The following is a 12,725-nucleotide window of genomic DNA, read 5'->3' as shown; positions in this document are numbered from 1 at the left end:
GACCACAACCGGTCGGGTTCCGCGCACAGAGTAGGCCTGCCGGGTGGCGTCTGGGCAAGTGTCGTCGATCACGGCGCCGCGGCGAGCGCGAGCGCCCGGCCGACGTCGTCGACCTCGGAGCCGAGCAGGCCGACCGTGACGCGGACGTGGTCGCCGGCCGGGCCGTCGGCGGAGAACGGGGTGCCGGGTGCGACGCGGATGCCCGCGGCCTCGAGGCGGACCAGCGCGGTGCGCTCGTCGTGCACCGGGAGCCAGAGGTTGATCCCGTCGCCGGGGTCGAGCGCGATCCCGTGCGTGGCCAGCACCTCGCGCAGGGCGCGGCGGCGCGCGAAGTAGACGCGGCGGGCGTGGGCGACGGCCTCGATGGCGGCGCTGTCGGTGAGCAGGTCGACCAGGACGTGCTGCAGCAGCCGGCTGGTCCAGCCGGGCCCGAGCATGCGGCGGGCGACCAGCCCGTCGAGCACGGCGGCCGGACCTCCGACGGCGGCGATCCGCAGGTCGGGACCGTGCGACTTGGAGTAGGAGCGCACGTGCACCACGCGATCGGGCAGGAGCGCGCCCAGGCTGACGTCGCGGGCCGACGCGATCTCCCCGGAGTGGTCGTCCTCGACGACGAGCGCGTCGTGCCGCCGCAGCACCGCGGCCAGCTCGCGGGCGCGCGTCGACGTCATGCTCACGCCRGTCGGGTTGTGCGCGCGGGGCTGCAGGACGACGACGCGCGCACCGCCCTCCAGCGCACGGCCGAGCTCGTCGGGGCGCATGCCCTGCCGGTCGAGCGTCACCGGGACGCGTTCCAGACCGAGCTGGTCGAGCAGATCGAACAGCGGGGGGAACCCGGGGTCCTCCACGGCCACCCGGGACCCGTAGCCCGCTACCTGCTCGAGCGTGCGGCTGATGGCGTCGAGGGCGCCGTCGACGACGGTCACGCGCTGGGGGGCGAACGGCCAGGAGTCCCGGAGCAGGATCTCGAGGGAGGGGACCACCGGCGACGCCACGTAGGCCCCGGTGTCCGCGGCGGGTCGTTGGAGGGCGACCCGGGAGAGGGCCGGCCCGATCTGCGGGAGCAGCTCCGGGTCCGGGGTCCCGGTCGAGAGGTCGAGGCGGGCCGGTGCGCCGCCGGCGAGGTCGCGGTACCGCGGCGGCAGCCAGCTGGCCGGTGGCGGGAGGACGACGGTCCCCGCCCGTCCCCGCGACGTCACGATGCCGACCGCCGACAGCGCCTGCCACGCCCCGCTCACCGTCGCGGGGCTGACACCGAGCTCGGCCGCGAGGCCTCGCACGGTCGGCAGGCGGTCGCCGGGCCGCAGGTCACCGCCGCGGACCAGGCGCGCCACGGTGGCGGCGATGCCACGGGGGCTGCGGTCGTCGACGTGGGCGGCCAGGTCCATGCGCGCCAGGATGCCCGCACGCTGGTCCCCAGCCAGGCGTCCCCGGACATCGGTCCAGATGTTTACGTGCGCGTCATCGATCTTCGCGCCCCGGTAACGCGGAGTAACACCGCAGAAATGTTCAACCCGGACAGTCACATTCCAGGCTACGGTGCCAAGAACGGGCACTCCGGCGCCGGTGAAGGCTCCGAGGCCGTTCTGATACGAAGCGGAGGAGCCCCTATGACGGTCGTACGCGTCGCGTTCACCCAGGCCACCTGGACGGGCGACAAGGAGTCGATGACCGCGCTGCACGAGGCGTGGACCCGGGAGGCCGCCTCCCAGGGGGCGCAGATCATCGCGTTCCAGGAGCTGTTCTACGGCCCGTACTTCGGGATCACGCAGGACACCGCGTACTACGACTACGCCGAGTCCGTGCCGGGCCCGACGACCGAGCGGTTCGCGGCGCTGGCCAAGGAGCTGGGCATCGTCATCGTGCTCCCGGTGTACGAGGAGGAGCAGCCCGGCGTTCTCTACAACACCGCAGCGGTGATCGACGCCGACGGCAGCTACCTCGGCAAGTACCGCAAGCACCACATCCCGAAYCTGCCCAAGTTCTGGGAAAAGTTCTACTTCCGCCCCGGCAACCTCGGGTACCCGGTGTTCGAGACCGCGGTCGGCAAGATCGGCGTGAACATCTGCTACGACCGGCACTTCCCGGAGGGCTGGCGCGTGCTCGCGCTGAACGGCGCCGAGATCGTGTTCAACCCCAACGCCACCGCACCGGGCATCTCCAACAAGCTCTGGGAGATCGAGCAGCCGGCCGCGGCGGTGGCCAATGGCTACTTCGTCGTCGCCAACAACCGCGTGGGCCTCGAGGACAACGAGTACGGCGACGAGGCGGTCAACTTCTACGGCTCGTCGTACGCGGTCGGCCCCGACGGCAACTACGTCGGCGAGGTGGGCTCGTCCAGCGAGAACCAGCTGATCATCCGGGACCTCGACCTCGACCAGATCCGGATCGTGCGCGAGCGGTGGCAGTTCTTCCGCGACCGCCGGCCGGACGCGTACGGCCCGATCGTGGCGCCCTGAGCGAGGAGGGACAGTCATGAAGACGCTCATCACGGGCGGCACCCTGGWCAGCGCGACGGGTCGGACGGCCGCGGACGTGCTCGTCGACGGCGAGACCGTCGCCGCGGTGCTCACGCCGGGCTCGACCCTGCTCGGCTTCGACCTGGCCTCGAACGTCGACCAGGTGATCGACGCCACCGGCAAGTACGTGATCCCGGGCGGCATCGACGCGCACACCCACATGGAGCTGCCGTTCGGCGGCACGAACGCCTCGGACACGTTCGAGACCGGTACCCGGGCCGCCGCCTGGGGAGGGACGACCACGATCATCGACTTCGCCGTGCAGCGCACGGGGGAGCGGGTCATGGACGGGCTCGGCGCCTGGCACGACAAGGCCGCGGGGAACTGCGCGATCGACTACGGGTTCCACCAGATCGTGGGCGGTGTCGACGAGGACTCGCTCAAGGCAATGGAGGGCCTGGTCGCCGAGGGGGTCTCCAGCTACAAGCTGTTCATGGCGTACCCGGGGGTCTTCTACTCCGACGACGCGCAGATCCTCAAGGCGATGCAGAAGGCCGCCGACCTGGGGCTGCTCACCATGATGCACGCGGAGAACGGGCCGGCCATCGACGTGCTCGCCGCCCAGCTGGTCGCGCAGGGCAAGACCGACCCGTACTACCACGGCATCGCACGCGCGTGGCAGCTGGAGGAGGAGGCCACGCACCGGGCGATCATGCTGGCCGACGTCACGAACGCCCCGCTCTACGTCGTGCACGTGAGCGCCAAGCAGGCCGTGGCGCAGCTGGCGTGGGCGCGGGACAACGGCAAGAACGTGTTCGGCGAGACGTGTCCGCAGTACCTGTACCTCAGCCTCGAGGAGCAGCTGGGAGCGCCCGGCTTCGAGGGCGCCAAGTGGGTGTGCTCCACGCCGTTGCGCTCGCGGGCCGAGGGGCACCAGGAGCACATGTGGCAGGCGCTGCGCACCAACGACCTGCAGATGGTCTCCACCGACCACTGCCCCTTCTGCATGAAGGGCCAGAAGGACCTGGGGGTCGGTGACTTCCGGGCGATCCCCAACGGGATCGGCTCGATCGAGCACCGGATGGACCTCATGTACCAGGGGGTCGTCACGGGTCAGATCACCCTCGAGCGGTGGGTCGAGCTCACCTCGACCACCCCCGCGCGGATGTTCGGGCTGTACGGGAAGAAGGGCGTGATCGCCCCCGGCGCCGACGCCGACGTGGTGGTCTACGACCCCGCCGGGCACACGTCGATCGGGGTGGGCAAGACGCACCACATGAACATGGACCACTCCGCGTGGGAGGGCTACGAGATCGACGGGCACGTCGACGTCGTCCTCTCGCGGGGATCCGTCGTCGTGGACGAGACCGGCTACCACGGGCGCGCCGGGCACGGGAAGTACGTGCCGCGCGGCCTGTCCCAGTACCTCCTGTAGAAGGGCTCACCACATGGACTTCGGCGTCGTGCTGCAGACGAACCCGCCCGCCTCGCGCACCGTCGAGCTGGCCCGGCTGGCGGAGACCCACGGGTTCAGCCACGTCTGGACCTTCGACTCGCACCTGCTCTGGCAGGAGCCGTTCGTCATCTACTCGGCGATCCTCGCGGCCACCCGCAAGGTCATGGTCGGGCCCATGGTGACCAACCCGGCCACGCGCGACTGGTCGGTGATCGCCTCGCTGTTCGCCACGCTCAACGAGATGTACGGCAACCGGACCATCTGCGGGATCGGCCGCGGCGACTCCGCGGTGCGGACGCTGCACGGTAAGCCGTCCAACCTGGCGACCCTGCGGCAGTCGATCGAGGTGATCCGCGAGCTGGCCAACGACCGGCCCGCGTACCTGCACGGGGCCGAGGTGCGGTTCCCGTGGTCGAAGGGGTCGGCGCTCGACATCTGGGTGGCCGCGTACGGGCCGCTGGCGCTGAAGCTCACGGGGGAGGTGGGCGACGGGTTCATCCTGCAGCTCGCGGACCCCGACATCGCGGCGTGGACCATCAAGGTCGTCCGCGACGCCGCCGAGCAGGCGGGCCGGGACCCCGACGCGATCCAGTTCTGCATCGCGGCCCCGATGTACATCGGTGACGACCGGACGCACATGCGCGAGCAGTGCCGGTGGTTCGGCGGCATGGTCGGCAACCACGTGGCGGACATCGTGTCCCGGTACGGCGCCGACTCGTCGGTGCCGAAGGCCCTGACCGACTACATCGCTGGCCGGCAGGGCTACGACTACAACCAGCACGGTCGCGCAGGGAACACCCACGCCGCGTTCGTCCCGGACGAGATCGTCGAGCGGTTCTGCCTGCTGGGCAGCGCGCAGGAGCACGTCGAGAAGCTCGAGGCCCTGCGCGCGCTCGGTGTGACGCAGTTCGCCGGCTACCTCCAGCACGACAACAAGGAGGAGACGATGCGCGTCTACGGCGAGCACGTCATCCCCGCGCTCGCGACGCCGGTCGTGGCGACCGCATGACCGATCTCGCGACGACGCTCGCTCCGGAGCGCACCGCGCCGGTGCCCGTGCGTCCGCGCGAGCGGTCCGCCGTCGGACGCCGGGTCCTCGTCGGCGTCCTCGCGGTCCTCCTGCTCGCCGCGCTCTGGGAGCTGGTCAAGGTCGTGGTCCCGGACGCGGGGGGCCACCTCGGCGAGGCGAGCGTGCTGCCGCGCACCGACGACCTGGCCATGCCGCACGTGTGGACGATCGTCGAGCGGGTGCTCGAGCCCGAGACGTCCGCGACCGGCTCGCCCACCGTGCTGAGCGCGATGCTCTCGGCCTGCTGGTTCACCCTCCGGGTCGCGCTCGCGGGCTGGCTCGTGGGGTCGGTCGGCGGGCTGGTGCTCGCGGCGCTCATGCAGCGGTGGCAGCTGGCGGAGTCGGCCCTGGTGCCCTGGGTGGTGCTCAGCCAGACCGTCCCGCTCATCGCGCTGGCCCCGCTGGTCGTCGGCTGGGGCGGTCGCATCCACCTCGGCGAGCTCGAGTGGCAGCGGTGGATGTCGGTGGCGCTCATCGCGAGCTACCTGGCGTTCTTCCCGGTCACGATCGGCGCGCTGCGCGGGTTCCAGTCGCCCCCGGCCGCCCAGGTCGAGCTGTTCCGGGCGCAGGCGGCCAGCTGGACCCGCACCATGCGCTCGCTGCGCCTGCCCGCCAGCGTCCCGTACCTCCTGCCGGCACTGCGGCTCGGCGCGGCGACCGCGGTGGTCGGCGCGATCGTCGCCGAGGTGTCCACGGGCACCAAGGGCGGCATCGGGCGGCTGATCATCGGCTACGCCCAGTCCGCCAGCGGCGACCCCGCCAAGCCGTGGGCGGCGATCATCGCGGCCGCGCTGCTCGGGCTGGTCGCCGCCCTGCTCGTGTCCCTGCTCGGGCTCGGCCTGGGTCGCTACCGCTATGCGGAGGTCAAGTGAACGCCGTCGAGGCCCGCAGCGTCGGGAAGGTCTTCGCGTCCCGGTCAGGAGACGTGCACGCCCTGGAGGGCATCGACCTCACCGTCGCGGCCGGCGAGTTCGTCTCGCTCATCGGCCCCTCCGGCTGCGGCAAGTCGACCCTCCTGCGCCTGATCGCGGACCTCGACACCCCCACGACCGGCGAGCTCACGGTGTTCGGCAAGACCGCGCAGCAGGCCCGCGAGGCCCAGGACTACGGCATCGCGTTCCAGCAGGCCGGCCTGCTGCCGTGGCGCACGGTCACGGGCAACGTGGAGCTGCCGCTGGAGCTGCACGGCGTGGGCAAGGCCGAGCGCGGGAAGCGCGCCGCCGAGCTCCTCTCGCTCGTGGGGCTCGACGAGTTCGCCGGCCACTTCCCGCACCAGCTGTCCGGCGGGATGCAGCAGCGGGTGGCCATCGCCCGGTCGCTCGCGGAGCGCCCGAGCCTGCTGCTCATGGACGAGCCGTTCGGCGCGCTCGACGAGATGACGCGCGAGCGCATGCAGACCGAGCTCGTGCGGATCTGCGCGGAGAGCGGAGCGGCCGTCGTGTTCGTCACGCACTCGATCCCCGAGGCCGTGTTCCTGTCGCAGCGGGTGGTCGTCATGTCACCGCGGCCGGGCCGGATCAGCGCGGTCGTGCCGGTGAACCTCGGGGACCAGCGCGGGGAGGACCTGCGGGAGGACGCCTCGTTCTTCGCGGCCGTCACCGCGGTGCGCGAGGCGCTGCACGGCACCCCGGTCACCGCGCGAGGGGTGGACCTGCGATGACCGCCGCCACCGTCCGCCGCTGGGCCGCGCCGATCGTGCTCGGCGTGGTCGCGCTGGCGATCTGGCAGGCGTTCGTCGTCGGCGCCGGCATCAAGCCGTACCTGCTGCCGAGCCCGACGGCGATCGTCGAGCAGCTGGTGCTGGTGGTCCCGCTGGTGTGGTCCGCGGCGCTGGCCACGGGCATGAACGTGCTGGTCGGGCTCTTGGTCGGTGCGGTGGCGGCCATCCTTGCCGCGATCGTGGCCGCGCGCAGCCGGATGGCGGACACGCTGCTGTCGCCGACCGCCGCGGCCCTGTCGGTCATGCCGATCGTCGCGCTTGCCCCTGCGCTGAACACCATGTTCGGGACCACGTCGACCACGCCGCGCCGGGTCGTCGTGTCGGTCGTGGTGTTCGCGCCCGTGTTCGTCAACACGCTGCGCGGCCTGCGCCAGGTCCAGCCCGTGCACCGCGACCTGCTCAAGGCGTACGCGGCGACCCCGCGCCAGATCACCCGCACGGTGACCATCCCCGGGGCGCTGCCCTACCTGTTCACGGGCCTGCGCATCGCGTCGTCGACGGCCGTCATCGCGGCGATCGTCGCGGAGTACTTCGGCGGTCTGCAGAACGGCCTCGGCTCCCGGATCACCTCGGCCGCGTCCAACAGCGCCTACGCGCGGGCGTGGGCGTTCGTGCTCGGCGCCATCCTGCTCGGACTCGTGTTCTACGTCGCGACCCTCGCGCTCGAGCGCGCCGTCGCGAGGCGTCAAGGGGGCTAGAACGTCCGCCTGCCACCGCAGCCAGTCGGCCGATATCCGCACAGCACAGCCAACGAGAGGGATGACGATGAGACTCACCAGGCGTACTGCGTGGGGCGCGGCCGCGGTCGGCGTCACCGCCGCGCTCGCCCTGTCCGGATGCAGCTCCGACAGCGGCGACGAGCCCGAGGAGGAGCCGTCGATGAGCTCCGAGGTGCTCATCCCGGTCAAGCTCCAGCTCCAGTGGTTCACCCAGGCCCAGTTCGCCGGCTACTACGCGGCGGTCGACCAGGGGTACTACGTGGACGAGGGCCTCGACGTCCAGATCATCGAGGGCGGCACCGACATCGTGCCGCAGTCGGTGCTGGCCGACGGCTCGGTCGACTACGCGATCGCGTGGGTGCCCAAGGCGTTGGCATCCCGTGAGCAGGGCGCCGGCATCACCGACGTCGCCCAGATCTTCCAGAAGTCCGGCACCCTGCAGGTCTCGTTCGCGGACAAGGGCATCTCCACCGCGGCCGACCTCGAGGGCAAGACGGTGGGCAACTGGGGGTACGGCAACGAGTTCGAGCTGTTCGCCGGCATGACCAAGGCGGGCCTCGACCCGGCCACCGACGTCACGCTGGTCCAGCAGCAGTTCGACATGAACGCGTTCCTGGCCGGCGACATCGACGCGGCGCAGGCCATGACGTACAACGAGTACGCGCAGCTGCTCGAGGCCGAGAACCCCGACACGGGCGAGCTGTACACGGCCGACGACTTCACGGCGATCAACTGGAACGACGAGGGCACCGCCATGCTCCAGGACGCCATCTGGGCGAACTCGGAGAAGCTCGCGTCCGACGAGGAGTACCAGGACACGACCGTCWAGTTCATCAAGGCGAGCATCAAGGGCTGGATCTACGCGCGYGACAACCCGGAGGAGGCCCGGGACATCGTCGTGGCCCAGGGCTCGCAGCTGGGCAACAGCCACCAGCTGTGGCAGACCAACGAGATCAACAAGCTGATCTGGCCGTCCCCGGACGGCATCGGCATGATCGACGAGGACGCGTGGACGCAGACCGTCGACGTGGCCCTCACCACCAAGAACGACCAGGGTGGGCGCGCTGGGGGGGCTCGGCAGCCTGGGCCCGCCCGGCGCCCGCGCSCGGTCCGCACCACCAAGGAGAGGCACCATGAGCACCGACGACGACGCCACCGCGCTGCGTCTCGACCGCGACCACGTCTTCCACTCGTGGTCGGCGCAGGCGCACCTGAACCCGCTGGTCATCGCGGGCGGGCTCGGGTCGACCGTGTGGGACCACGCGGGCCGCAGGTACCTGGACTTCTCCAGCCAGCTGGTGAACACCAACATCGGGCACCAGCACCCCAAGGTGGTCGCGGCCATCCAGGAGCAGGCTGCGACGCTCACCACCGTGGCGCCGGCGACCGCCAACCTCACGCGCGGGCGCGCCGCCGAGAAGATCCTGAGCCACGCGCCGGCGGGGTTCTCGTCGGTGTTCTTCACCAACGGCGGCGCTGACGCCAACGAGAACGCGATCCGCATGGCCCGCCTGCACACCGGCCGCGACAAGGTGGTGTCGGCCTACCGGTCGTACCACGGGAACACCGGGGCGGCCGTGGTGGCGACGGGGGACTGGCGGCGCGTGCCCAACGAGTACGCCCGCGCGCACGTGCACCACTTCGGCCCGTACCTGTACCGCTCGGAGTTCTGGGCGACCACGCCGGAGCAGGAGAGCGAGCGCGCCCTGCACCACCTGGAGCGAGTGATCCAGGCCGAGGGTCCGACGTCGGTCGCGGCGATCCTCCTGGAGACCATCCCGGGCACGGCCGGTGTGCTGGTGCCGCCGCCGGGGTACCTGGCCGGCGTGCGCGCGATCGCCGACCGGTACGGCATCCTGCTCATCCTCGACGAGGTCATGGCGGGGTTCGGCCGCACGGGCCAGTGGTTCGCGTTCGACTCGTTCGACGTGGTCCCGGACCTCATCACCTTCGCCAAGGGCGTGAACTCCGGGTACGTGCCCGCGGGCGGCGTGATCCTCAGCGAGCCGATCGCGACGACGTTCGACGACCGGGTGTTCCCCGGCGGGCTCACCTACTCGGGGCACCCGCTCGCGATGGGCTCGATCGTCGCGGCGCTCGACGCCATGGCGGAGGAGGGCATCGTCGAGAACGCCGACGCCATCGGGCGCGACGTGCTCGGACCGGGGCTCGCCGAGCTGGCCGAGAAGAACCCGCTCGTGGGCGAGGTACGCGGGCTCGGGGTGTTCTGGGCCGTCGAGCTGGTCAAGGACCAGGAGACCCGCGAGCCTGTCGACGCCGCCCTCATGGGTCGCATCAAGGCCGGGGCGCTCGCCCGCGGGCTGCTCCCGTTCCTCGCGGACAACCGCGTGCACGTCGTCCCGCCCTGCGTCGTCACCCCCGACGAGGCCGCGTCCGGGCTCGCCCTCCTGACCGAGGTGCTCGCCGAGGTCGCCTAGCCTTCTGCCCAGTCCGACACCAGCACTGGAGTTCCTGCATGAGCACAGCCACGCCCCGACCCCGTCGCGCCCTCGTCACGGGGGCGTCCTCCGGGATCGGCGCCGCGACCGTCCGCCGCCTGCGCGCGGAGGGCTGGGACGTCGTCGCGACCGCCCGCCGCGCCGACCGTCTGAGCGCCCTGGCGCAGGAGACCGGGGCGGACACGATCGTCGCGGACGTCACCGACGACGCGGACGTCGCGCGCCTCGCGGCCCAGGTGGCCGACGGTGGCCCGCTCGACGTGCTCGTGAACAACGCGGGCGGCGCGTTCGGGCTCGACCCCGTGGAGTCGGCCGACCTGGCGCACTGGCGGCAGATGTACGAGCTCAACGTGCTGGGCACGCTGCGCGTCACGCAGGCCATGCTCCCGCAGCTGCGGGCGGGCGACGGCGGGGACATCGTCGTGGTCACCTCGACCGCGGCGCACGGCACCTACGAGGGCGGCGCCGGGTACGTCGGGGCCAAGCACGCGGAGCGCATGCTCGCCACGACGCTGCGCTGGGAGATCCTCGGCGAGCCCATCCGGATCATCGAGATCGCGCCCGGCGCAGTGGCCACCGAGGAGTTCTCCATGGTCCGCTTCGACGGGGACAGCGAGCGGGCAGCGGCGGTCTACGCCGGGTACGAGCCCCTGGTCGCGGACGACATCGCCGACGCCATCGCGTGGTCGCTCAGCCGTCCCGCGCACGTCAACGTGGACCTCCTGGTGGTCCGTCCGCGCGCGCAGGCCAGCAACAACAAGGTGGCCCGCACCGGCGTGTGAGATCGGTCGGGCAACTGTCAGAGGGCGTACGTAGGGTGGAGCGGTGCCCTCCCCAGAATCCACCACCCGGGTACTCCTGCGCCTGCACCGCTGGGCGCGGCCGGCGCTCCCGCGCATCGCGCTCGGTGGCCTGACCGCGCTCGGCGCCAGCCTGCTCGCGCTCGCGGTCCCGCAGGTGCTGCGCGTGATCGTCAACGGTCCGCTGCTGAGCGAGGGGTCGGAGCGCGGGGTGGTCCTGGGGGCCCTGGCGATCCTCGGGCTCGGGCTGCTGGAGGCGTTCCTCGTCTGGTGCCGCCGCGCCCTGATCCTCGCGCCGGGCACGTCGGTGGAGCGGGACATGCGCACCGACCTGTTCCGGCACCTGCTCGACCTGCCGGTCGAGTTCCACGACCGGTGGTCCGGCGGGCAGCTGCTGTCGCGGATCATGTCGGACCTCGGCACGATCCGGCGCTGGACGGTCTTCGGCCTGGTGATGCTGCTGGTCAGCGCCACGACCGTGATCGTCGGCGTCGGGCTCATGCTCGCCACCAGCTGGGTGCTCGGCCTCGTGTACCTGGTGGGCGCGGCGCCCATGATCTGGCTCGGCTTCCGGTTCCGCCAGGACTACAAGGTGGTCGCCCGGCAGGCCCGGGACCAGGCGGGGGACCTGGCCACGACCGTCGAGGAGTCGGTGCACGGCATCCGCGTGCTCAAGGCCTTCGGCCGTGGCGACGACGCGCTGGACGACTTCGCGCGGCAGGCGGACGAGCTGCGGACCACCGAGGTGCACAAGGCCAGGACCCTCTCACGCGTCTCGTTCGCGCTCGGGGCCATCCCGGAGGCGATCCTCGCGGTCTCCCTCGGGATCGGCGTCGTGCTCACGTCCCGCGGCGAGCTCAGCGTCGGCGCGCTCGTCGCGTTCTTCGCCACCGCGGCCGTGGTGAACAGCCCGGTGGAGCGGCTCGGCATGCTGCTCGCGATGACGCTGGACGCGAAGGCCGCGACCGACCGGTACCTGCAGGTGATGGACACGGGGTCGACCGTCCAGGACCCAGGGACGCCGGTGGCGCTGCCGGTCGCGGACCCCGCCGGCTCGCGCGTCGAGCTCTCGGGCGTGCACTTCGWCCACCCGCGCGGCGGCTCGGACATCCTCGCGGGCATCGACCTGGTGCTCGAGCCGGGGGAGACGATGGCCCTGGTCGGGCTCACCGGCAGCGGCAAGACGACCCTGCTTCAGCTCGTCCCGCGCCTGTACGACGTCACCGCGGGCAGCGTGCGGATCGACGGCGTGGACGTCCGCGACCTCACGCGCGCCGACCTGCGCTCGGCCGTGTCGATCGCGTTCGAGGACCCGATCCTGTTCTCGGCGTCCGTGCGCGAGAACGTCCTGCTCGGCACGGACCTCACCGGCGCTGCGGCCGACGACCTGGTGCGCGAGGCCCTCGAGGTCGCCCGCGCGGGGTTCGCCTACGACCTGCCCGACGGGCTCGACACCGTGATCGGCGAGGAAGGGCTGAGCTTGTCGGGCGGTCAGCGCCAGCGCGTCGCCCTGGCGCGCGCGATCGCCGTCCGACCGCGGGTGCTCCTGCTCGACGACCCGCTCTCGGCGCTCGACGTCACCACGGAGGCGGCGGTCACGGTCCGGCTGCGCGAGATGCTCACCGGCACCACGACGCTCGTCGTCGCGCACCGCCCGTCAACCGTCGCGCTGGCGGACCGCGTGGCCGTGCTCGAGGACGGGCGGATCACGGGGGTCGGCCGGCACGCAGACCTGCTCTCGACCCACCCGCACTACCGGTATGTGCTCACGGCGCTGTCGGCGCTGGACGAGGCGGAGACCGACGAGCTCGCGCAGGTGCGGCCGTGAGCGCCGTGACCTCGGAGGCCTACGGTGTCGAGACCGGCCGCGAGGAGTCGCGGCGCATCCGGCGGCGGTCGCTCGGTCTGCTCCGGTCGCTGCTGCGGCCCGTCGCGCGGGCGGCGTGGGCGACCGCGGCACTGGTCGTGGGCTCGCAGCTGGCCGCCGTGGCCGGCCCGGCGCTCGTCGCGTACGGGATCGACCAGGCGCTCCCGGCCCTGACG

The 12,725-nt window shown here is 72.0% G+C and carries 10 protein-coding genes and 2 pseudogenes; 11 read left to right on the top strand and 1 reads right to left on the bottom strand.

Annotated elements, in window-relative coordinates; translation table 11 throughout:
* Positions 1-68 precede the first annotated feature (68 nt).
* Entirely contained in the window at positions 69-1,388 is a 1,320-nt protein-coding gene (locus AC1DUQ_RS12435) for an aminotransferase-like domain-containing protein (RefSeq protein WP_477062662.1), read from the bottom strand.
* Between the two features lie 222 nt (positions 1,389-1,610).
* Here AC1DUQ_RS12435 and AC1DUQ_RS12430 point away from each other — a divergent pair, with 222 nt between their 5' ends.
* From AC1DUQ_RS12430 to AC1DUQ_RS12380, 11 genes and pseudogenes are all read left to right on the top strand, one after another.
* Positions 1,611-2,459, top strand: a complete 849-nt coding sequence (locus AC1DUQ_RS12430; protein ID WP_056092976.1) for a nitrilase-related carbon-nitrogen hydrolase — start codon at positions 1,611-1,613, stop codon at positions 2,457-2,459.
* Between the two features lie 16 nt (positions 2,460-2,475).
* Positions 2,476-3,894 (top strand): dihydropyrimidinase, encoded by a 1,419-nt coding sequence (hydA, locus tag AC1DUQ_RS12425; protein ID WP_477073881.1) that lies wholly within the window; start codon positions 2,476-2,478, stop codon positions 3,892-3,894.
* 13 nt (positions 3,895-3,907) lie between these two features.
* Positions 3,908-4,924 (top strand): TIGR03842 family LLM class F420-dependent oxidoreductase, encoded by a 1,017-nt coding sequence (locus AC1DUQ_RS12420; protein ID WP_477062660.1) that lies wholly within the window; start codon positions 3,908-3,910, stop codon positions 4,922-4,924.
* Positions 4,921-5,856, top strand: coding sequence for an ABC transporter permease (locus AC1DUQ_RS12415; protein ID WP_477062659.1), 936 nt, complete (start codon positions 4,921-4,923; stop codon positions 5,854-5,856). The genes AC1DUQ_RS12420 and AC1DUQ_RS12415 overlap by 4 nt, the downstream gene beginning before the upstream one ends.
* Positions 5,853-6,644: an ABC transporter ATP-binding protein gene (locus AC1DUQ_RS12410; RefSeq protein ID WP_477062658.1), complete on the top strand. Its 792-nt coding sequence runs from the start codon at positions 5,853-5,855 to the stop codon at positions 6,642-6,644. The genes AC1DUQ_RS12415 and AC1DUQ_RS12410 overlap by 4 nt, the downstream gene beginning before the upstream one ends.
* Positions 6,641-7,402 (top strand): ABC transporter permease, encoded by a 762-nt coding sequence (locus tag AC1DUQ_RS12405; protein WP_477062657.1) that lies wholly within the window; start codon positions 6,641-6,643, stop codon positions 7,400-7,402. The genes AC1DUQ_RS12410 and AC1DUQ_RS12405 overlap by 4 nt, the downstream gene beginning before the upstream one ends.
* A gap of 61 nt (positions 7,403-7,463) precedes the next feature.
* Positions 7,464-8,297: pseudogene (locus tag AC1DUQ_RS12400) on the top strand (ABC transporter substrate-binding protein); the annotation flags it as partial.
* Between the two features lie 259 nt (positions 8,298-8,556).
* Positions 8,557-9,861 carry an aminotransferase class III-fold pyridoxal phosphate-dependent enzyme gene (locus AC1DUQ_RS12395; RefSeq protein ID WP_477062655.1) on the top strand — a complete coding sequence of 435 codons (1,305 nt, stop codon included), beginning with the start codon at positions 8,557-8,559 and terminating at the stop codon, positions 9,859-9,861.
* A 38-nt stretch (positions 9,862-9,899) separates the two neighbouring features.
* The gene (locus AC1DUQ_RS12390) at positions 9,900-10,664 is read left to right on the top strand and encodes an SDR family oxidoreductase (protein ID WP_477062654.1); all 765 of its coding nucleotides are present in this window, start codon (positions 9,900-9,902) and stop codon (positions 10,662-10,664) included.
* A gap of 43 nt (positions 10,665-10,707) precedes the next feature.
* Positions 10,708-12,510, top strand: a complete 1,803-nt coding sequence (locus AC1DUQ_RS12385; protein ID WP_477073880.1) for an ABC transporter ATP-binding protein — start codon at positions 10,708-10,710, stop codon at positions 12,508-12,510.
* A pseudogene (locus tag AC1DUQ_RS12380) lies at positions 12,507-12,725 on the top strand (ABC transporter ATP-binding protein); the annotation flags it as partial. The gene AC1DUQ_RS12385 and the pseudogene AC1DUQ_RS12380, both read left to right, overlap by 4 nt.

It is taken from the genome of Cellulomonas sp. P4_B5_2 (assembly GCF_056402235.1).
Note: the sequence above shows the minus strand (reverse complement) of the source record. Positions and strands in the feature narration are given on the sequence as shown.